The sequence below is a fragment of the Algoriphagus sp. PAP.12 genome (assembly GCF_026652115.1).
In the GTDB taxonomy this organism is placed as follows: Bacteria; Bacteroidota; Bacteroidia; order Cytophagales; family Cyclobacteriaceae; genus Algoriphagus.
Genome location: NZ_JAPPSQ010000019.1, coordinates 1 through 21,802, shown reverse-complemented (window position 1 = coordinate 21,802; position 21,802 = coordinate 1). Strand labels below are relative to the sequence as shown.

The 21,802-nt window shown below is 37.7% G+C and carries 20 protein-coding genes and 2 tRNA genes; 18 read left to right on the top strand and 4 right to left on the bottom strand.

From position 1 onward, the window contains the following. The first annotated feature begins 10 nt into the window (after positions 1-10). Complete coding sequence (locus O0V13_RS18105) at positions 11-454, top strand: DinB family protein (protein ID WP_268036396.1); 444 nt, start codon at positions 11-13, stop codon at positions 452-454. A 52-nt stretch (positions 455-506) separates the two neighbouring features. Here O0V13_RS18105 and serA read toward each other — a convergent pair whose 3' ends face one another. Further along, positions 507-2,399 (bottom strand): phosphoglycerate dehydrogenase, encoded by a 1,893-nt coding sequence (gene serA / locus O0V13_RS18100; RefSeq protein WP_268036395.1) that lies wholly within the window; start codon positions 2,397-2,399, stop codon positions 507-509. A 220-nt stretch (positions 2,400-2,619) separates the two neighbouring features. On the opposite strand from serA, the gene O0V13_RS18095 reads away from it, so the two are divergent. The 3 genes from O0V13_RS18095 to O0V13_RS18085 all read left to right on the top strand — a co-directional run bounded on the left by O0V13_RS18095 (position 2,620) and on the right by O0V13_RS18085 (position 3,861). Next, on the top strand, positions 2,620-3,162 hold the full coding sequence (locus O0V13_RS18095; protein ID WP_268036394.1) for a DUF4920 domain-containing protein: 543 nt from the start codon (positions 2,620-2,622) through the stop codon (positions 3,160-3,162). A 3-nt stretch (positions 3,163-3,165) separates the two neighbouring features. Continuing rightward, the gene (locus O0V13_RS18090; protein WP_073570264.1) at positions 3,166-3,372 is read left to right on the top strand and encodes a hypothetical protein; all 207 of its coding nucleotides are present in this window, start codon (positions 3,166-3,168) and stop codon (positions 3,370-3,372) included. A gap of 171 nt (positions 3,373-3,543) precedes the next feature. Next, positions 3,544-3,861: a DUF983 domain-containing protein gene (locus O0V13_RS18085; RefSeq protein ID WP_268036444.1), complete on the top strand. Its 318-nt coding sequence runs from the start codon at positions 3,544-3,546 to the stop codon at positions 3,859-3,861. Here O0V13_RS18085 and O0V13_RS18080 read toward each other — a convergent pair. Further along, positions 3,853-5,382, bottom strand: coding sequence for a BCCT family transporter (locus O0V13_RS18080; RefSeq protein WP_268036393.1), 1,530 nt, complete (start codon positions 5,380-5,382; stop codon positions 3,853-3,855). The genes O0V13_RS18085 and O0V13_RS18080 overlap by 9 nt on opposite strands. Positions 5,383-5,602: 220 nt before the next feature. Here O0V13_RS18080 and O0V13_RS18075 point away from each other — a divergent pair, with 220 nt between their 5' ends. The 8 genes from O0V13_RS18075 (at position 5,603) to O0V13_RS18040 (ending at position 13,579) form a co-directional block, all read left to right on the top strand. Further along, positions 5,603-6,280, top strand: a complete 678-nt coding sequence (locus O0V13_RS18075; RefSeq protein ID WP_268036392.1) for a TetR/AcrR family transcriptional regulator — start codon at positions 5,603-5,605, stop codon at positions 6,278-6,280. Continuing rightward, entirely contained in the window at positions 6,273-7,979 is a 1,707-nt protein-coding gene (locus O0V13_RS18070; protein ID WP_268036391.1) for a peptidase domain-containing ABC transporter, read from the top strand. Before O0V13_RS18075 ends, O0V13_RS18070 begins: the two co-directional genes overlap by 8 nt. A 3-nt stretch (positions 7,980-7,982) precedes the next feature. After that, positions 7,983-9,338 carry an HlyD family secretion protein gene (locus O0V13_RS18065; protein WP_268036390.1) on the top strand — a complete coding sequence of 452 codons (1,356 nt, stop codon included), beginning with the start codon at positions 7,983-7,985 and terminating at the stop codon, positions 9,336-9,338. Then, positions 9,335-10,726, top strand: coding sequence for a TolC family protein (locus O0V13_RS18060; RefSeq protein WP_268036388.1), 1,392 nt, complete (start codon positions 9,335-9,337; stop codon positions 10,724-10,726). Before O0V13_RS18065 ends, O0V13_RS18060 begins: the two co-directional genes overlap by 4 nt. Before the next feature lie 12 nt (positions 10,727-10,738). Next, the gene (locus O0V13_RS18055; protein ID WP_268036387.1) at positions 10,739-11,023 is read left to right on the top strand and encodes a DUF1330 domain-containing protein; all 285 of its coding nucleotides are present in this window, start codon (positions 10,739-10,741) and stop codon (positions 11,021-11,023) included. Between the two features lie 127 nt (positions 11,024-11,150). Further along, positions 11,151-11,777: a hypothetical protein gene (locus O0V13_RS18050; RefSeq protein ID WP_268036386.1), complete on the top strand. Its 627-nt coding sequence runs from the start codon at positions 11,151-11,153 to the stop codon at positions 11,775-11,777. 145 nt (positions 11,778-11,922) lie between these two features. Further along, entirely contained in the window at positions 11,923-12,912 is a 990-nt protein-coding gene (locus O0V13_RS18045) for a sugar kinase (protein WP_268036385.1), read from the top strand. A 1-nt stretch (position 12,913) separates the two neighbouring features. Then, complete coding sequence (locus O0V13_RS18040) at positions 12,914-13,579, top strand: bifunctional 4-hydroxy-2-oxoglutarate aldolase/2-dehydro-3-deoxy-phosphogluconate aldolase (RefSeq protein WP_268036384.1); 666 nt, start codon at positions 12,914-12,916, stop codon at positions 13,577-13,579. A gap of 29 nt (positions 13,580-13,608) precedes the next feature. Here O0V13_RS18040 and O0V13_RS18035 read toward each other — a convergent pair whose 3' ends face one another. Further along, entirely contained in the window at positions 13,609-14,244 is a 636-nt protein-coding gene (locus O0V13_RS18035; protein WP_268036383.1) for a peroxiredoxin, read from the bottom strand. Positions 14,245-14,391: 147 nt separating this feature from the next. On the opposite strand from O0V13_RS18035, the gene O0V13_RS18030 reads away from it, so the two are divergent. Together O0V13_RS18030 and O0V13_RS18025 are read left to right on the top strand one after the other, a co-directional pair. Continuing rightward, on the top strand, positions 14,392-15,009 hold the full coding sequence (locus O0V13_RS18030; protein WP_268036382.1) for a TIGR04282 family arsenosugar biosynthesis glycosyltransferase: 618 nt from the start codon (positions 14,392-14,394) through the stop codon (positions 15,007-15,009). Between the two features lie 23 nt (positions 15,010-15,032). Continuing rightward, complete coding sequence (locus O0V13_RS18025; protein ID WP_268036381.1) at positions 15,033-15,650, top strand: DUF6134 family protein; 618 nt, start codon at positions 15,033-15,035, stop codon at positions 15,648-15,650. 3 nt (positions 15,651-15,653) lie between these two features. Here O0V13_RS18025 and gap read toward each other — a convergent pair whose 3' ends face one another. After that, on the bottom strand, positions 15,654-16,664 hold the full coding sequence (gap, locus tag O0V13_RS18020; RefSeq protein WP_268036380.1) for a type I glyceraldehyde-3-phosphate dehydrogenase: 1,011 nt from the start codon (positions 16,662-16,664) through the stop codon (positions 15,654-15,656). Between the two features lie 191 nt (positions 16,665-16,855). Between gap and O0V13_RS18015 the strand changes: the two genes are divergently transcribed. From O0V13_RS18015 to O0V13_RS18000, 4 genes are all read left to right on the top strand, one after another. Further along, positions 16,856-16,930 (top strand) — tRNA-Glu (locus O0V13_RS18015). 83 nt (positions 16,931-17,013) lie between these two features. Further along, positions 17,014-17,085: transfer RNA gene (locus O0V13_RS18010), tRNA-Glu, on the top strand. 182 nt (positions 17,086-17,267) lie between these two features. After that, complete coding sequence (locus O0V13_RS18005; RefSeq protein ID WP_268036379.1) at positions 17,268-20,687, top strand: HEAT repeat domain-containing protein; 3,420 nt, start codon at positions 17,268-17,270, stop codon at positions 20,685-20,687. Further along, entirely contained in the window at positions 20,687-21,538 is an 852-nt protein-coding gene (locus O0V13_RS18000; RefSeq protein ID WP_268036378.1) for a PIG-L deacetylase family protein, read from the top strand. Before O0V13_RS18005 ends, O0V13_RS18000 begins: the two co-directional genes overlap by 1 nt. The last annotated feature ends 264 nt before the right edge of the window (positions 21,539-21,802 follow it).

Genomic DNA, 21,802 nt, shown 5'->3' with positions numbered 1-21,802 from the left:
ATCACCAATCATGTTAAAATCATTAATTGAACTTTTTGAACGCGATCTACAACGCTTGCAAAAGGAATTGGAATCTTTTCAATCCGAAGAAAATCTTTGGAAAACCACAGGTGTAATCACCAATTCATCTGGCAATTTGGCACTTCATTTAATAGGTAACATCAGGACTTTTGTATGCAACGATATGGGCGGATTCGATTATACCAGAGATCGTGACTTTGAATTTAATGGCAAAGGAGTCAGTCGAGATAAAATGCTGGAAGAAATCGATTTGGTCATCAAGCAAGTGACCAGTAGCTTGGAAGGGTTATCTGATCAAAAATTGGATGAATTGTATCCAGATGAAAAATTTGGAAGGCCTATGACATATGCCTTCTTTTTAAATCATCTTTATGGTCATTTTAATTATCATTTGGGGCAGATCAACTATCTGAGAAGAGCATTGGAGGCTTAATGATTAAGGCTTCCAAGAATCAAAAAAAAAGCTCCAATTGGAGCTTTTTCTATTAATAAAGAATTCTAAATCTTATCGTACCCGGTATAGCTTTTAAAGCTTCGATTGCTTCTTCAGTATAGGCCTTATCAATATCTGTAATTACGTAACCGATTTTCTCATTGGTCTTCAGATACTGACCATTGATATTGATTTCATAATTAGCTAAAACCTGATTGATTTTTGCCAAAACGCCTGGTTCATTCTGGTGAATATGAATCAATCTATGGGCATCTTTCAAGAATGGAAGTTGAATGTTAGGGAAGTTCACGGAGTTGAACGTGTTTCCTGTATTTACATATTCCATGATCTTACCTGGAACAAATCGAGCAATATTTTGCTGTGCTTCCAAGGTACTTCCTCCGATGTGTGGGGTTAGGATTGTATTTGGAAGACCGATCAATTCTGAAACAAATGGTTCTGAATTGTTTTTAGGCTCTTCTGGGAATACATCCACAGCACAACCCGCCAAATGACCAGAAAGGATCGCTTCTTTCAATGCTGGGATTTCTACCACATGCCCACGGCTTAAGTTTACTAAGTAAGCACCCTTTTTCATTTTATTGATCTTGTCAGCATCAATCAGGCACTTATTGTCTTTCCTACCATCCACGTGGAGTGAAATAACATCACATGTACTTAATAGCTCATCCAAAGAATCTAGCTTCGTCGCATTTCCAAGAGCTAACTTTTCAACTACATCGTAGTAGAAAACATTCATCCCCATGTTTTCAGCCAAAACTGAAAGTTGAGCACCAATATTTCCGTATCCTATGATTCCTAGTTTTTTACCTCGGATTTCAAAACTTCCAGTAGCTGATTTATCCCATTTGGTCTGGTGCATACTCAAAGACTTATCATGGAAGTTCCTCATCAAGAAAATGATTTCCGCGATTGCCATTTCCACCACAGATCTAGTGTTGCTAAAAGGAGCATTGAATACCGCAATTCCTTTTTCCTGACAGGTCTCTAAGTCAATTTGATTCGTTCCAATACAAAATGCACCAATTGAGATCAATCGATTCGCATTATCAAGTACCTTCTTGGTCACATTGGTTTTGGAACGGATACCAAGAATCGAAACATTCTTGATCTTTTCACAAAGCTCATCTTCGTTCATGGCAGAAGCCACTACTTCAACTTGATACCCTTCCTCTTTCAACAGTTCAACCCCAATTGGATGAACATTTTCAAGGAGAAGAACTTTGATTCGGCTTTTTGGGTAAGAGAATTTCTTGTTCAAATTATTGATATATAATATTTCGTCTAAACTAAGAGCTACATGGTCTGCTTTGGAAGTTACTTTCGGTCTGTGAATATTTTCTGTGAAAGCATAAAATTTATTAGCAAGACCTGAAGCCTTGATTTCATAATCTGTGTATCCGTCTCCAATTACATAAATGTCACCATCTAAATTGATTTGTTTGATGGTTTCAGCTTTTCCGTTGTTTTTAGAAAGAGGGTTTTCTCGATTGAAATCTACAATATTGCCAGCTTCGTCGTAGACAAAGTCATTAGCAAAAACATTTTCTTTCTTGATGCCAAATTCACCGACAATAGGAATGATGAAATCTTTAAATCCATTGGAAACAATAAATATATCTTCAGCATTCTCTTGAAGAAACTCTTTATTTCTCTCAAATGATTTGGATACTTTTTGCTTCAACGCACTTATCAAATCAGAAATCTGAGCCTGAGTAGCTTGTAGAATTTCCAATCGTTGCTCTAGACTTTCACGAAATGTCAGCGAGCCTTCCATTCCCTTATCGGTAATATCCTTTATGGCTTGAAGTTTTTCACTTGCTTTAGGGTCACCTTGAAGGGAAATCTCTCCGAGGATATCCAAAGCTTCTACCTGAGTAAAGGTACTGTCAAAATCAATGATGAACTTTTTGGTTTGAGGCATGAGTAGGGTCTATTTATAAGAATCTCCTGTAAAATTACAGCATTGTTAAAGAATTGGAAGATTTGTTAGCAAAATTGTTTCAAATAGTTTTCTAAGCCTAAATTTTCGCAATCGATTGTGTGGTCTATCTTAAAAATTAGGCCTATTTTTGATTTAAGAAACTTCGGTGAAAATTACTTCAGTTAATTCCTATTACATTATTTTTAAGAAAAAAATCACAATGAAAAAGGCACTTTCGATATACACGCTATTACTTTCAGGATTTATTCTGTTTTCTTGTTCTTCTAAATCACAAGATCCTTTTGCAGATTTAGAAACCCATAAAATGGGAAAAGTAGTAGGTGAAATAGAAACAGTTCCAGGCAAGTATGGTGAAGATTTTGCTGAGCCAAAGATTCTTTTAACCCAAATTCCAAATTTAATTAAAGAAGTAGAGGAGAAAGGTTCTGTTGAAGCAACGATTCAGGGAGAAATCCAGGAAGTCTGCACCAACAAGGGTTGTTGGTTTACTATGGATTTGCCAAATGGTGAAAGTATGAGAGTGACTTTCAAGGATTATGGATTTTTTGTTCCTACCAATAGCCAAGGATTCCCAATCATTTTGAAAGGTGTGGCTACTATGACTGAGACAGATGTTGATACCCAACGTCATTATGCAGAAGATCAAGGTAAGTCTAAGGAAGAAATTGAAATGATTACTGAGCCAAAAAGAGAAATCACTTTTGAGGCTACGGGAGTTATCATTGAAGGAAAAGAAGCTTAATCTATGGCAATAGCTCTTGACAATCTCCGTGTAGGTAGGAGGTATTTACTCGTCAATCAGGGAGAGGTTCGTAAATTGGAAATCATGTCTAGACTCAGTGGAGACAATTTCAAAGTAAAAGACCTAGAGACTCTGGAATATTATACAATCGAAGAGCTTTTGAGATGGGGGAAAGGGAAAGATTACGAGTTGGATGAATTGGGATCTTAAGTCAGTTTCCAAACCTTGCCTTAAGGAGTTTTAAAATCATTTTCATTTGTGAATAAAGTCACTTTCGAAGGAATGGATTATCTATACTTTCGGAAAAAAAATTAAGATATGGCCAAAGGAATCGTTTCGTCTATATTAGGCGCTAAATGTCCACAATGTAGAAAAGGGAATTTGTTTCCGGTTTCAGTTTTTAGTTTCAACAAGCTCACAGAGATGAACAAATCCTGTGATTGTTGCAATGCAAACTTCCAACCAGAACCTCGGTTTTATGATGGAGCCATGTACATCAGTTATGGGTTTTCAGTGGCTTTGGTAATTACTGTCTTTGTTGCCATCAATATCTTAGTGGCTGATCCGGAACTCTGGATGTATCTCACGACAATAGTGGTGATCAATTTATTTTTACTTCCTGTAATGCTCCGATACTCCAAGGTCCTTTATCTCTATGGAATGGGAAAATTGAAATTCAAAGAGGAAAATTCAATCTAAATATTTCGAAGGATTGATTGAAAGTAATATTAAGCTCAAAGTGATTAGGATTAGGAATAAAAATGCAGGAAAACCTCCGATAGCAGATAAAATTCTTACTCCATCTATTCCCGAGTAAAAAATCATTACAAAAGCTATAGCACCAACCAAAAGTCCCCAGATTATTTTGATTCCAGATGGTACTTTAAAAACATCTTTCGTTTTACCTTTCATAGATAAACTTGCCATAGCTTCAGTACTGGAATCTGCAGCAGTCACATAAGAAATAAACATTCCTACAAGGAATAGGAATGTCAATAGATTTTCAAAACCTATATCCTGAAAAAGAAGATATATAATTGATTCAGGGCCATTTTCAGTAAAACTTTTTTCATAGGCTGATGGATTCAGACTTGCAAATTCCAGAGTACTTCCTCCAAAAACCGCCATCCAAATCAAACAAAAAATCGCGGGTAGAACGCAATTCACCAAAATGAATTCCCGGACAGTTCTTCCTTTGGCTATTTTCCCTAAAAATAAAGCTGCCATAGGTGCCCAAGCCATCCACATTGCAAAATTAAAAACTGACCAGTCATAGGTCCATTGATTACCTTTCCCAGATAATTGAAGACTCAGATCTAGAAACTCTTTTCCATAATTTTCAATTCCAAGAAATATCGATTGGATGAAATTCCCGCCTTTTGAAAGTATTAAGAAGATTAGAACAAAGACCAAGAAAAAGAATAAGTTGAAAAGGGATAACCTTTTGATTCCTTTTTCAATTCCTGTACTGGCAGAAAGGATAAACGTGGAAACAATTCCGAAGGTCACAAAAACCTGTACTAAAACTTGCGATAAATTGGGAATTAAATGAAGAATACCTCCTGAAAGACTTAAAATTCCTGCTCCTAGAGCTCCAGCCATTCCTGAAACCATTGCAAAAAGGCTAAACATATCCAATCCATTATTCAATTCCCTTGGCAATTTTTGCCCAAAAAGAGGCCGAAGCATCAAGCCCAATTCAAAAGAGTTTTTGCCATTATAATAAAGCAAACCAAATGCGAGGGCCGGAATCGTATAAATTGCATAAGGGGTAAATCCCCAATGGAAAAACAAAGCTCCTAATGCAAAAGCTTGGGATTCAGAACTGGCAGATTCTATATTTTTAAAAGAAGGTGGAAATAGAAAATGGGATAAAGGTTCGGCACTTCCCCAAAACAATATTCCTACAGCAATGGTGGTACATAATACGATTGCAAACCAAGAAAGAAAGCTTAACCTAGGTTGGGTATTTTTACCTCCAATTTTATAATTCCCAAGAGGTGAAATAATAACCCATAAAACCAGAATAAGCATGAAAAATGAAAGCCAGCTATACCCAAGGGAAAAGTGTTGGAGCAGCCAAGCTTGAATACCTTTCATTTTTTCTTCGAAAATTCCCGAATATAAAATGGAAGCAAAAAGTGTAAGAACCAATATTAATATTGGTGGCCAAAAAACTGATTTTCGGATGGGTAATCGGAAATTCTGAATAAAATTCATGGAATTGAAAAAACTTTTATACTCGATACAAACTCAAAGTGATGAGTTAATAATATAGGTATTAAATATTAATAATGAGGATTTTATGAATTTCTATTCTTGTTTTTTCCAATAAATAAAAACCTTTATTTTATTTATTTGTTAATAATACTAACAATAAAAGAAGCTATACTAAACCTATCAGCTGAAAATCCGTAAAAAATCAAAACCAAAAAAGACAATGGAGGCAATTTTGAGCAAAATCAAAGTTGACGTCAGTAATAGTTTATATCAAAAGGAACCCTTCAGTTCAGAACTTGGCACTTCAATAGTGCAAGAGGGATCCAAAATGATTCTAGAACTAGGACTGGAACACTTTACTTTTAAAAAGCTATCTCAGGTAATTGGTAGTACAGAAGCGGCTATTTACAGGTATTTTGATAATAAACATAAACTATTGCTCTATTTATCCGCGTGGTATTGGGGATGGATGGAGCACAATCTGGTTTATGGAACAGCCAATATGATTGACCCGGGGGAAAGACTTTCCATGGCTATTAGATTAATGTCAGATGGCCCCATATTTCTTAAAAATGAATACCTAAACCCGGAAACATTAAGAGATATCGTAGTGAATGAAGCATTGAAAGGGTTTCTTACAAAAGAAGTAGATTTAGAACATGAAACCGGGCTTTTTACTCAAGTTTATAAATTCAGTGACAGGATAGCCAATATTATTTCCGAAATTAATCCTGGATACAATTACCCAAAGACCTTAGTTTCAACAGTTTTAGAATCCAGTCTAATGCAGGCATTTCATTCTCAACATTTACCTGGAATGACTGAGAATGGGCTGGAATCAGCCTCTAGGTATCAATTCTTTCATCAATTGGTTGCTAACACCATTCAACATGACTAATAATTCTGGTATCACGCCTCTCAAACGCTTTTTTAGGCTTTTGAGGGAAGAAAAAAGCCAAGTATATTCCATTTACTTTTACGCTATCCTGAATGGATTGATTACCCTGACACTGCCTTTGGGAATTCAGGCCATTTTGAATTTCATCTTGGGAGGGAGAATTTCAACCTCTTGGATCATTTTGGTATTGATTGTAGCTGCAGGCGTAGCATTTGGAGGCTTTCTTCAAATTTCCCAGCTCCAAATCATGGAGAAATTGCAACAAAGGATTTTCACTAAATCTGGCTTATCCATTGCTTACCGTCTTCCAAGGGTAAAAGCAGAAATCCTTCATGGAAAATACGGTCCCGAAATCGTCAATAGATTTTTCGACACGGTCAATCTACAAAAGGGACTTTCTAAAATTCTGATAGATTTTTCCACGGCATTACTCCAAGTAGTATTCGGATTGCTTTTACTTTCAATTTATCATCCGACATTTATTCTATTCGGGTTAGGCTTAGTGTTTATCCTTGGGTTGATTTTTTATATCACAGGTCCCAAAGGAATGGAAACTGCCTTGAAAGAGTCTTCCTATAAATATGACACCGCTTATTGGTTGGAAGAAATCGGCAGAACTCTCAATACATTCAAACTGGTTGGGAATAGTCGTTTGCCGATCCTAAGAGCCGATAAGTTGCTACAGTATTACGTTGATTTCAGATCCAAGCACTTTGCCGTCCTGATTTTTCAATACAAAATCATGATTGTTTTTAAAGTCCTGATAGTTTCTAGTCTCTTAGTAGCAGGGAGTTTATTATTGATCAATGATCAAATCAGTATCGGCCAGTTCGTAGCGGCTGAGGTAATTATTGTTTTGGTAGTAAACTCTGTAGAAAAACTGATTCTTTCACTAGAAACAGTTTATGACACCTTGGTGGCAACTGAGAAATTGGGTCATATTATGGATTTGGAATTGGAAAACCCGAAAGGAAATGAAAAGGTAATTACTTCTGAACCTAAAGGGCTAAAGTTTGGAATGGAAAACGTGACCTTCCAGCCTTTAGATGCTAAAAAACCAATTCTAAAGGATATTTCTATACAAATTAATCCAGGTCAAAAAGTCGTGGTAACAGGCAAAAGCGGAAGTGGTAAATCAGCATTTTTGGCTCTTTTATCAGGCCTCTATGAGGAATACAAGGGGAAAATCCTGGTAAACGATCTTTCAATTGACATGATTCAATTGGATAAGTTTAGATCTATGGTTGGAGATTGTTTGGAAATGGAGCAGATTTTCCATGGAACCATCCAAGAAAATATCATTGTAGGAAGAGAATTTGATGAAAAGCAATTGGAATTCATTTTGGATTTGGTGGATTTGAAAGACTACATCTACCAATTGCCAGATGATCTGAATACCGAACTTCAGCCAGAAGGGAAGGGACTTTCCAAACGCCTAGTCCAGAGTATCTTAGTTGCTAGATCATTGATGGGTAAACCAAAAGCGATGATAATGGAAAATGCCCTTTTGCACCTGTATGAAGATGTCAAATTGCGTATCCTAAGTTACCTCATGGCAGGAGATTGGACCTTGATTGTGGTTACCAAAGATGAAAATGCCATTTCAATGGCAGATGAAATTATCGTATTGGATGAAGGAAATCTAGCCTTCAAAGGAGATCAGGCATCCTATCAATCTTTTCAAAATAAAGGGCAATAAGTCATGCTGAATATTTCCAGAACAAAAATAAAGGAATCAATTCCATTTAGTGGAGCCAAAAGTTTGGTTATGACACTTCCTGTCAAGGAGGCACAGAAAAGAGTAAGGATTTTAACCGCTGTTGTTTTAGTCTTTTTCTTAATCTTGTTCCTCCCTTGGACTCAAAACATTAGATCTAAGGGATATGTCACTGCTTTAAGACCAGATCAAAGACCTCAGACCATTCATTCTATCATAGCTGGTAGAATAGAAAAATGGTATGTGAGTGAAGGAGCTTTTGTGGCAAAAGGAGATACAATCCTGCGTATATCTGAAATCAAAGATGAATATTTTGATTCTTTGCTTTTGCCAAGAACGCAACAACAGGTTAATTCGAAAGCCTTATCTGCACAATCTTATAGTGGAAAAGTAGATGCTCTAAAAACCCAAATCGAGGCTTTAAAGAGAAATAATATACTTAAGATCCAGCAAGCTGAAAACAAGCTTAGGATGTCGGAGCTAAAAGTTGAGTCAGATAGCATCAAATACCAACAGGCTCAGATCAATTATGATATCGGAGCACAACGATTGGCAAGATGGGAAGCTTTGTATAAGGAAGGCTTACGTTCATTGTCAGATTTAGAAAGCAGAAGATTGACATTTCAAGATGTGCAAACCAAAGTCATTGCTGCAGAAAATGAATATCTAAGCAGTCAAAATGCTTTGATTTCCGCCAAGATTGAGTTGGAAACGATAGACAATGAATTCAAGGATAAATTAGCAAAGGCAGAATCAGATATGTATTCCGCGATGTCCTCCCAATTTGATGCTGAAGCGACAGTTTCGAAGTTGGAGAACCAGTATTCCAATTATGAGGCTAGAACTGGCTTCCGGTATATTCTAGCTCCACAAGATGGATACTTGGCTAGAGCATTACAAGTTGGTATTGGAGAGACAATCAAAGAAGGAGATGCCATATTGAATATTGTTCCTGCCGATGCTTCGTTGGCGGTAGAAATGTATGTACAACCTGTTGATTTGCCTTTAATCAAGGTTGGAAATAAAGTCAGATTTATATTCGATGGCTGGCCTGCGATTGTATTTTCAGGTTGGCCTCAGATTTCGAATGGAACATTTGGGGGAGTTGTTGTAGCTATGGATCAATTTGCAGGATCCAATAATCAATACCGCGTCTTGGTAATTGAAGATCCTGAAGAAGAACCATGGCCAGAAATGCTTAGAATGGGTTCTGGAGCGGATGGAATTGCTCTGTTAAATGATGTGCCTGTCTGGTATGAAATCTGGAGACAACTCAATGGTTTCCCGGCTGATTACTATACACAGGAACAAAAAGATCAATTGGCAAAAGAGAAAAAATGAAATACCTATTAACCCTTATTTTTTCTGTTTTTCTGATCTTCAACATTCATGGCCAGGGGACAGACACTTTGCAATTTGAGGTGTTTATGGAGTGGATTCAAAATTACCACCCCTTGGCCAGACAAGCGGATATCCAGTTGAGGCTGGGAGATATGCAGGTTAGAACTGCTCGAGGCGGTTTTGACCCATTGCTTTATGGAAACTTAGATAAGAAAGACTATAAGGAGACCCTTTATTATGATAAAAGAGAAGCCGGCTTAACTATTCCAACTTGGGCTGGAATCGAACTTAATGGGACTTTTGAACAAAATTCAGGATATTATTTAAACCCTGAAAGCACAGTTCCCAATGGGGGCTTATTTGCTGCTGGGGCTTCTGTCAATGTGGGGCAAGGGTTGATTATGGATGAAAGAAGGGCAGCTTTGAGACAGGCCCAAATTTATCAAGACGCAACTCAGGTAGAGCGCCAGAAGATGCTGAATGAGCTTTATTTGAAGGGATTTGAAGCATATTGGAATTGGTCCTTGACCTATGCAAACCTCATAGCTATTCAGGAAGCAGTTGAATTGACCCAATTTCGATATGAGGGAATTATCAAAAGCTTTGAACAAGGTGATGTTGCAGCTATTGATACAGTAGAAGCATATACTCAGTTATTAAATCGTCAGTATAGACTTGAAAATGCTCAAAACCAGTATTTTTCAGCTGGGCAAATTCTGAATTCATTTTTGTGGAATGAAGAAGAAGAACCCATGATTTTGGATCCACTTCTGATCCCTTCAGAACTAACAGAAGATATCGATCATACCATAGATCCTGAAGAATTAAGAAATGCTGTCGGCTCTCATCCAGACTTGCAATTGGTGAATTATGAGATTGCGGGATTGGAAATAGATAAAAAACTCAAGGGACAATCCATCTTACCGGTTGTCAAGCTGAAATATAATTTCTTGGTGGAAAGTATGGATGGATTTGAACAATCCCAGTTTTTTGAAAATAATTACAAATTTGGAGTTTCTGTTTACACACCACTTCTCTGGAGAAAAGCAAGAGGTTCATTGGGGATGACTAAAGCAAAAATTGATTTAAAGGAAAATAGCAGAGAATTGAAAGAATTGCAATTGCGAACCAAATTGGAATCTGAAATCAATAACTTAAGGACAGTTGGAAATCAGGTTTCAATTTATGATACTAATGTTGAAAGCTTGGAAAGACTTCTAGCAGGAGAAATGAGAAAATTTGAAATTGGAGAAAGTAGTCTTTTCCTTGTGAATGCCAGAGAGGTTTCTGTATTTGATTCCAGATTGACTTTAAATGAACTTTTAGCCAAATATCAGATTGCCATAGCCAAGACTAGAGTTGCAGCTGGTTTGGGCTTTCAAAATTAAATCCAAAATCCGATGCCAGCATTTGTTATAGTTGAAGTAGATATCCAAGATCCAGTTGCCTATGAAGAATACAAAAAACACACTCCAGCAACAGTCGAAAAGTATGGTGGTAAATTTATTTTAAGAGGAAACCCTGTGGAAGCTTTAGAAGGGGAATGGAATCACGATCGTTTGGTTATGCTAGAGTTCCCAGATAAAAATAGTGCAAGGGATTGGTATTATTCCAAGGATTATCAAAAAGCTAAAGAAATAAGAGCAAAAGGTAGTAATGCAAAATTTTTATTGATTGAATTTTAATTTTTTGGCATTTTTATTGGTTTGAAATACAAATTATAGAATTTTAGAATATTGTATTCTGAAATTAAGAATTTAGTATTTTTAAATCAAATCACCATTTAATTCAATCACCCTTAAAATTATTAAAATGAGAAAAAATCACTTTATGGGTAGGACAGGTTTATTTTTATCTGTCTTATCGATTCTGGTATCTTCCTGTATATCAGAAAACGAAGGTCCTCTAATCGAGGAGGTTTCCATTGAGAAAGAGCTGTCAGGAGGGATAGTATCTGGAGGTGAGAATCTAAGAAAGGGCGACTTCTATCGCTATCAGGAGAAGTTTTCTAATTCAATTTTCCAAGTCGATTCTCCGAATGGATTTATGCTTCCTGGTACAGGTGTTGGAAATGCCACATTTATGGGAAAGTCAATTTCATTTATCAATCAAGTAGTAACAGGTGAAACAACAACTGAAGGAGTACCTGTTACTTTGATTTTTGGAGATGCGCTTGCCGAAATGGGTTTAATAGGCATCCCAGACTACGTTCATTCAATTACGATGGATAAGAAAGGGAACGCGCTTTTCTTTTCTTCAGGAACCAATTACGCAACCCCAATATCAGAAACAAGAACTGAATTTGAAGCTGAAGTAACCATCGTAGGTGGAATTGGTCTTTTTGAAAATGCCTCAGGAACTGGTAAGGTTACTGGCTTCTATAATCCCACAAATGGAAAAGGAAAATCAGCAATCGTAGCAGACCTGATGTTTAAATAATCCGAATCCTAATTCGATATAATAGGGAATGATTGATCGTTCCCTTTTCTTTTTGCATTCGATTCCGCTAATTTTTTCTCACATTATTTCTAAGATTCTACCTTGATTTTCTAATTTGAGAACAATTAGAATCAATGGAATTATCATGAAGAAAATTATCACCCTTGGAGAGGTGATGTTGAGACTTTCTCCTCCTGGAAATAGCCGGTTTGCACAAACAGATGAGTTTCATGTTGAATTTGGTGGATCTGAGGCAAATGTTGGAGCTGCTTTGGCCTATTGGGGAAAAGCGGTAAGTCATATAACAGCGTTCCCAGATCATGAACTTGGTAAACGAGCCGATGCTCAACTTCGTCAAAATGGCATTTCAACAGAATTCGTAAAGTTTATCCCAGGCAGACTCGGTGTTTATTTTCTGGAAAATGGGGCATTACAAAGAAGTTCCAAGATTATTTACGATAGATTTGATTCTAGTTTTTCCATGTATGATGGGAATGATACAGATTGGGATGAAGCCATGAGGTCAGTTTCATGGGTACATTGGTCAGGTATATCTCCAGCTATTTCCCAACAATCTGCAGATCTTACTAAGCGAATCTTAAAAGCAGCAAGGGGTCAAAATATCCCCGTTTCGGGTGATTTGAATTATAGAAGTAATCTTTGGCAATATGGGAAGAAGGCCCATGAAATTATGCCAGAGTTAATGGAATTGACCACAGTCATGATAGCTGGAGCTAGAGATTTTAGTCAATGTCTAAACAAGGATTTCGATAATTTTGAGGTAGCCAAAACCTATGCTTTTGAAACTTTCAAAGATTTGAAATATATCAGCAAGACCAATCGGATTACGAGAAGCGCAACAGACAATACTATGTCAGGTGAACTTTATTCTAAAAATGAAGTCTTTTCCAGTCAGTCCTATGATGTCAACCCAATCATTGACCGGGTCGGAACAGGAGACGCTTATGCTGCTGGTTTGATCTATGGATTACAACATTTGGAGCCACAAGAAGCAATAGAATTTGCTTTGGCTTCAGGTGTTTTAAAACATTCAGTTCCAGGAGATATCCTATTATCAAGTAAAGAAGAAGTAGAAGAAGTTGCTGCGGGAACTTCCGGAAAAATCAAACGATAAAATGAGAAACCCATCAAGTCCTTTTATACAAAAAATGAACGCCGCTGGCGTCATGCCGATTTTTTTTAACCCAGATGAAAGTCTATGCCTAAAAATGCTTGAGACTGCCTATGAGGGAGGAATCAGGGTCATAGAGATGGTGAACAGAGGAAAAGAAGCTCCTGGAATTTTTCCTGCCCTAAGGAAAATGGCCGATCAAATGCCTGGTTTAAGCTTAGGTATTGGAACCATTTATCATCCAAGAGAAGCGGAAGAGTTTTTGGATATGGGAGCTGAATTCATTGTAGCGCCTGTTATGAATCCGAAACTGGGAGAGTACTGTGCTAGTAATGATGTTCCTTGGATCCCGGGATGTGGAAGTGTAACAGAGGTTTGGAATGCCCAAGAATTGGGAGCTGAATTGGTAAAAATCTATCCAGCAAATATCTTAACCCCAGCTTTTGTAAAAGCAATTCATGCAGTATTGCCAAAAATAGAAATCATCCCAACTGGTGGAGTTGAGCCAAGTTTGGAAAGTATTAAACCTTGGTTTGATGCTGGAGTTCTTTGTGTGGGTATGGGATCACAGCTTTTCAGAAAAGACCTCGTCCAAGAAGGCAAATTCAAAGAAATTGCCGAATCTATTAAGGTGGTGATGGAAACTGTAAAGCAGTTAAAAGGGAATTAAAAAAAGGGGCCTTAAAAAGCCCCTTTTTTTTATAAATCCGGTTGTGGAGTAGTTCTTAAATAAGGCTTGATCACCTTATGTCCTTTTGGAAACTTCGTAGGTATGTCTTCATTTTTGATGGCCGGAGCGATTACCACATCCTCACCTTTTTTCCAGTTTGCCGGCGTAGCTACAGAATAGTTTGCTGTTAATTGAAGCGAATCGATTACACGGAGCAATTCATCAAAGTTTCTACCTGTACTTGCTGGATAGGTAATGATCAATTTGATTTTCTTGTCATTCCCAATCACAAAAACAGATCTTACTGTGAAGTTTTCATTGGAGTTAGGATGAATCATATCATAGAGTTGTGAAATCTTCTTGTCTTCATCAGCTATGATTGGAAAATTCACTTCAGTTTGCTGAGTTTCATTAATATCCGAAATCCAGCCTTTGTGACTTTCTAATCCATCCACGGACAGAGCCATTACTTTTGTATTCCTTTTCGCGAATTCATCCTTTAGTTTCGCAACAGTACCTAATTCTGTGGTGCAGACCGGAGTATAATCGGCAGGGTGGGAGAAAAGAACTCCCCAACCGTCTCCTAAATACTCATAAAAATCAATTTTTCCTTCTGTTGTTTCCGCTTGAAAATTTGGTGCAAGGTCACCTAATCTTAGTGTCATAATTTAAATAGTTAAAGTCTATAGGGATAATAGGAAATAAAGTAGAATTGTTCCCAAAATCTTAGATTTTATTTTTAATAATTCATTCATTATTTAGATTCAACTACCTTTCGAATAATCAATTCGCCCCAAACTATTCATTAATCCTTGAATCAGAATAAATACGCAATCATTGTTTTTGAAAAGAATCCAAGACTAGGGAAAGTTAAAACTAGATTGGCTGAAACAATCGGAGATCAGAAAGCCTTAGAAATCTATCAATTCCTTTTAGGCTTGACACACTCTGTGGTAGATATCACTCCTTTTCATAAAGTCATTTATTATTCGGATTTCATTCCTAAAGAAGTCAAAAAAGGAAATTATAGCTTTGGATTACAGGAAGACGGGGATTTAGGAAATAAAATGAGCCATTCATTCTTGGAAACCTTTGAAAAAGGATTTGAAAAAGTCCTAATCATTGGAACAGATTGTCCTGAAATTACTCCAGAATTACTGCATGAAGCATTTGAAGTATTAGAAGAAAATGATGCTGTAATTGGCCCAGCTTTAGATGGAGGTTATTATTTGTTGGGAATGAAGTCCTATCACCCGGAACTATTCCTGAACATGAAATGGAGTACCTCAAGCGTTTATGAAGAAACAATTAAAAAGCTTTTAGAGTCCGATATAAGCTATGGTGTTTTGCATGTTTTAAATGATATTGACACAGAAGAGGATTGGAAAGACTATTTAAATAAAAATTCCAAAGAAGGTTTTTCAAAATAATTTAAAACAAGAATTTTAAAAAAATGAATAACCCAAAACTGATCATATCCATAATTCTAATAGGTTTTTTTGTCTTTTTTCAAAAGGAATCATTTGGTCAATCAATGGATTCTGCAGCTTTTTCAATTAAAGTTCTGGGGATATCGATTGGGGAAATGAAAGTTTCAAAAACTAGCTCCTTAGATCAAAAAGAGATTTATAACCTTCATAGCCAGGTAAGTTTCTGGTTTTTTGGAAAAATCTATCTAGATCATCAGATCAATTGCATTTTTCAAGAGGGTCAATATGTTTTTTCAACAGTAGATTCCAAAACCAACAAAGGGGATTTTTTATCGAAAATCGAATGGAAGGAGGACCATTACCAAGTGAACGCAAACACCTACAAATATGAAAATCAAAAGCCTATTGATTACTCTATTTATAGCAGTATAAGTGAATTATATTTTCAGAAACCCAAAGTTGGAGATGTGATCATTTCGGAAACTTATGGGCTGACGAGCCCAGTGAAAGAAATCGAACCTGATGTCTTCGAAATCACCATTAATGGTCACAAAAACCACTTCTATTACCTCGATGGAGTTCTTGACAAAGTCATGATAGAAAACCCTATCAAGAATTTCATCATGCAAAGGATTTATTAATTCTTAACCTAAATGACTTGCCAATAAACCTGCTAATTGAACTAGACGGTTTGCATATCCTGCTTCATTATCATACCAGCCTACAATCTTCACCATATTTCCTTTTGAAGAGGTCAAAGAAGAATCAATTATGCAAGAGTAGGGGTTGCCAATAATATCCATAGAAACGATCGGATCATTTTCTACCTGGATAATGCCCTTTAATTCATTTTCTGATGCATCGATATAGGCTTGATTGATTTGTTCAACTGAAGCCTCTGTTTTTAGCTCAATGATCAAATCGGTCAAGGAACCGTCAGGAACGGGTACACGCATTGCAGAGGCTTCAATCTTCCCTTCGATTTCAGGCATAACTCTATCCAATGCTTTACCCGCATTGGTTGTGGTCGGAATGATGGAATAAGCAGCCGCTCTAGCCCTTCTCAGATCTCTGTGGGGTGCATCATGAAGGTTTTGATCATTCGTGTAAGAATGGACTGTGGAAGCGTATCCTTTTTCAATCCCAAAGTGCTTTTCCAAGACCTGAATCATAGGCGCCAGGCAATTGGTCGTACAGGAGGCATTGGAAACTATTTTTTCATCTCCATTTAAGATTTCTTCATTTACCCCCAGAACAACCATTTTGATACTTGGATCTTGAGAAGGGGCAGAGATGATTACTTTTTTGGCTCCTGCGGTGATATGTTTTTCTGAACCGGTACGATCAGTAAACCTTCCTGTGCTTTCTATCACTACATCGATATCCAATTCTTTCCAAGGAAGCTTTTCAGGATCTGATTGACTCAAAAGCTGGATCGTGTTTTTACCAACATTCAATTTTCCTTCCGAAACAGAAATACTTGCATCCATCTTTCCATGGATAGAATCATATTTCAAAAGATGAGCAATTGCATGATCATCCGCAAGATCATTGATGGCTACCAATTCAAATTCTGGATGCTCCAAAATTAACTTAGTAGTGAATCTTCCAATTCTTCCAAATCCATTGATGGCAATGCGTGTCGGTTGGTTCATATTCGGGCTTTTCAATGAGTAAACAAAAGTAGGAAAAAGGAATTCAAGTCCAGAAAAGAAATTTTAATTGCTTTGGTTCAGCTTTTTAGCTCTCAAACCAAATAAATTTTTGTGACCATTTTGTTATTGTAAAATGAACCCTCTATATTTGCACAACCTTACGGAAAAGCACGTTTTCTGAGGCAAATAATGGTCCGTTCGTCTAGGGGTTAGGACGCATCCCTTTCACGGATGAAACACGGGTTCGATTCCCGTACGGACTACCATTATATTGATTTTCAAGGGGTTATAATTCCTCATTATAACTCTCTTGAAATCAGAAAAAGTACTTCTAAGTAAAATACCCCATGGTCCGTTCGTCTAGGGGTTAGGACGCATCCCTTTCACGGATGAAACACGGGTTCGATTCCCGTACGGACTACAAGACGTAAGCTCAATCACCGAGCGTCACCCAATTTTTGTTTTATGGTTGTTAGTGGTTAAAGTGAACAAAATCCCGATTTCTGATCGGGATTTTTGTTTTATAGACCTTTTTGATCAACGGAAATTTCACCTCAGATCATTTTTCTTAATTTGCATTTGTCAAACGAATAAATTGCCAAAATGCACCAAACCCGTAACCTATTTTCCAAGTCGCTATTTGCGATTATGTTTGGGGGAATTCTAATCACCACTTCTTGTAAAAAAGAAGAACCTGTAGATCCCCGAATCCAAACTTTTACAGCTGAAGAACTACAACCCCAAGCTACTGCTGCCAATTCCCAAGTCAACCCTGTGCTTAAAGAAGGATTGAAACTTGCAGTCTGGGGGGTCGACTCTTTGGTTTTTGATCCAATCTCAATCAATATCACCAATGAAGGAGATCTTTATTATACCCGAACCAACCGCCAGAAAAACTCAGAATTTGATATCCGAGGTCATCAGGACTGGGAAATCAGGTCAATAGGACTTCAATCTATTGAAGATAAAAGGGCTTTCCTTCATTCTGAGCTTTCTCCAGAGAGAAGTGATGTCAATACTTGGTTGACGGATGTCAACGGAGACGGTTCTCATGATTGGAAGGATATGACTGTTGAAAAAGAGCAAATCTATAAGTTAAAAGATACCGATGGAGATGGCTTGGCTGACTTCTTACAGCTAGTGGTGGAAGACTTTAATGATGAAGTCACCGATGTAGCAGGAGCAGTGATGAAGGGTGAAGATGCTCTTTATGTTGGGGTAGGTCCAGATATGTGGAGAATGGTAGACAAGAATGGGGATGGGATCATGGATGAGAAAACCTCCATATCTCACGGCTACGGTGTTCATATTGGTTTTGGAGGTCATGGGATGTCTGGCTTGGAAATGGGCCCTGATGGACGTGTTTATTGGGGAATTGGGGATATTGGTTTTCATGGCAAAGGTCCTGATGGAAAGGATTGGAATTATCCGAACAGAGGAGTAATTGCCAGAGCTAATCCTGATGGATCGGATTTTGAAATCTTTGCTATGGGTGTGAGAAATACCCATGAGTTTGTTTTTGATGCACATACCAACCTAATTTCTGCAGACAATGATGGAGATCACGCAGGTGAAAAAGAACGATTGGTTTACATCACCAATGGATCTGATTCGGGATGGAGAACCAACTGGCAGTTTGGTAAGTATCGTGATCCGGATAACAATACCTATAAGGTTTGGATGGATGAACTTTATTTCAAACCACGTTGGGATAAGCAAGCTGCATTTATTACGCCTCCAATCATGAATTATGTTTCTGGTCCAACAGGTATGCTGTATAACCCAGGAACAGCCTTAGGAGATCGATGGAAAGAAAATTTCTTCTTAGTTGAGTTTGTAGGAAATCCTACTAATTCAGGGATTCATGCTTTCACTTTGGAGCCTAAAGGGGCAAGTTTTGAATTGAAGTCAACTGAGAAAATCTTATCAGGAGTATTAGCAACAGGGATGGATTTTGGACCTGATGGAGCTCTTTATTTCGCAGATTGGATCAATGGATGGGATACCAAAAACTATGGTAGAATCTGGAAATTGACAGACCCAGAAACTGAAAATAAAGCAGCTCAAGCAGACACAGAAAAAGAATTAAAGGCTGATTATAAGATACTTTCAGAAACTGACCTTCAGTCAAAATTATATCATGATGATATGAGGGTTAGGAGGAAAGCTCAATTTGAATTGGCTAAAAGGGGAGATAAAGGAACTGTGGTGTTCCAAAAAGTCCTGGCAGACCCTTCCAATCAATATGCAAGAGTTCATGCTATTGTAGGAATAAGTCAGCAAGCCAGAATGGAGTCTATGGAAATTGCCGATGCTTTGATTCCTTTCCTAAAAGATTCAGATCCTGAAATCCGTGCACTTTCTGCCAAATGGTTGGGAGATATCAAATTCAAAAATGCGAGTGTAGACTTAATTGCTAATCTGAAAGATGAAAATTCCCGTGTAAGATTTTTTGCAGCAGAAGCCTTGGGAAGAGCTGAAGACAAAAATGCTACTCAACCATTAATTGACCTTTTAGAAGCCAACAATGATGAAGATGCTTATATCCGTCATGCCGCAAGTTTGGCTTTGTCAAGAATTGGAGATGAGAAAACTTTAGCTGGATTAAATACCAATCCATCTGATGCAGTAAGAATGGGAGCTGTACTAGCTTTAAGAAGACTTTCTAGCCCTTTATTGTCTGGTTTCCTAAATGATTCCAATGAATTGATCGTGACGGAAGCAGCCAGAGCTATTCATGATGATTATTCTGTTCCAGAAGCATTACCCGCTTTGGCAGGTATCCTGAATTCAACCACTTTCAGCAATGAGCCTTTGATCCGTCGAATTCTAAGTGCAAATCAGCGCGTAGGAGGAGAGGAGCAATTGAATCAGGTTTTGGCTTACATTTCCAAAAACAGTGCTCCAGAAGCCCTCAAATTGGAAGCAATTGCCATAATTGGAACCTGGGCTAAACCATCATTAGTGGATCGTGTAGATGGAAGATTCAGGGGAGAAGTAACTAGAGAAGCAGGGTTAATTAAGGAAAGAAGTAAATCCGCTTTGGTTTCCGCTTTGAACAACTCTAATGCAGCTGTGAGGGAGGAAGCAGCAAAAGCTATAGGAAAATTAGGCATGGAAGAAGGTGGAGACGCATTATTAGCTCATGTGAAGACAGATCCTTCAGCAGAAGTGAAAGTTGAATCTTTGAGAGCTTTGGATAGAATGAAAGCGACTCAACTTCCCGATGCAATTTCATCAGCCCTGAATGATGCAAGCCAAGAAGTTCGTGTTGGCGGTTTGGCTTTACTTTCAGAAACCTCAATTCCAACAGAGCAAAAGGTAAGTCTTTTGATGGATATTATTCAAAAGAGAACCAATCCTGAAAAGCAAACAGCATTGTTGACTTTGGGAGGAATTGAAAACAGTGCTTCTCTGACTGAATGGAATACCATTTTAGAGGATTTTGAAGCGAATAAGCTTCCAACTGCCACTTGGGTGGAATTGGAAGAAGCAATAGATGGAACAGGTTCAGAAGACTTAAAAACACGCTTCAACGCTTTGCTAGATGCAAAAGCAGGTAATGAACCTTGGAAAAAATTCTCCGGGGCATTGGCAGAAGGAAGTGTAAGAGCAGGAAGAGGAACTTTCTTCCAAAATCAAACTGCTCAATGTATCAGATGTCATGCCTATGATGATATGGGTGGAAATGCAGGGCCAAGATTGAATGGAATTGCTAATAAACTTAGTCGTGAGGATTTATTAATTGCTTTGGTAGATCCAAGTCAGCGATTGTCTCCAGGTTTTGGGTTTGTGACTCTTGAGTTGAATAATGGAGAAACGATCACTGGAACTGTGATGGCTAATTCGGATGAAAGAGTCACCGTCAAAGTCGGTTCGAATCCAGAAAAAACTTATCAAGCTTCCGAAATCAAATCCAAGAAATTGGCCCCTTCCAGCATGCCAAATATGGGTGATATTTTAAGTAAAAGGGAGATCAGGAATTTGGTAAGTTTCTTAAGTACATTGAATAGGGACGAATAATGAAAACATTCCTTTGGGTGATAGGAGTGCTACTTTTGTTGGTACTCTTATCACCCTTTTTTTTGATTCAGATTGGAAAAGGAACTCTGCACAATCCTGAGATTCCAAGTAGGGATTTGCCTTTTTCTTCAGAATCTAAATTGAAAGTTTTAGCATTTTTTCCTCATCCAGATGATGAAGTCACTGTCTCTGGAACCTTGATGAAATTAATTGAGGAAGGACATGAGGTTCATCTTCTTTGTTTGACAAGGGGAGAAGCTGGTAATTCTGGAGAAGGATATTCGAAAAATGAACTTGCAGAAATCAGAACCTTGGAAATGACCCAAGCTGCCGATCTGATTGGCGCTAAGCAATTACATTTGCTTGAATATGCAGATAGTGGATTAAGTGAATTGGGTTTGGATAGTCTTAAATCCATTGCCTTAGATCGAATCAATGCCATTCAACCTGACATTCTATTTTCTTATGATTCAAAAGTAGGTCTTTATGGCCATCCTGATCATCAGCTGAGTGGTTTGGCGGTTGAGCAGGTATTTCAAGAGAATAAAGGAAATACCTTTTTTAAGCCTCAGCAGCTATTTCAGGTAACCCTCTCACCCAATCAAATAGAAATCGCTTTGGAACTTTCAGAAGGCTTTAAAAACAACTATCCAAAAGAGGAAGGAGAGGGCTTACCCCTTCCTGATTTTTCTATCAAAACTCAAGCTTATTTTTCTCGGGTACTTGAAGTAATGCAAGCCCACCAAAGTCAACAAGCAGTTTTAAAGGATTTAATGCCATACCATGATCAAGTTCCAGCTTGGATTTATTCAAGGATTTTTGATAGAGAATATTTTCATGAAGTGAAATAAAAAATGAGGCCGTCTCAAAACAAGAGTTAAAAAAGAGAGACAGCCGATTTTAGCCAATAGAGGTCGATTTTCATAAATCGACCTCTATTTTTTTTGACTACAGGTCAGTTTATCTCTAGATACTTTGCTTTGAAGGAGTTGATAGAATATGAGTGATCTGGAGGGTTCTGACCTTGAAAGCAGCCCAAACCACTTCTTATCCTGCCATTTTTGCCAGGTAGTGGGCAATGGCTATCAATCCGGTTTCAATGGCTACTTTTTCGG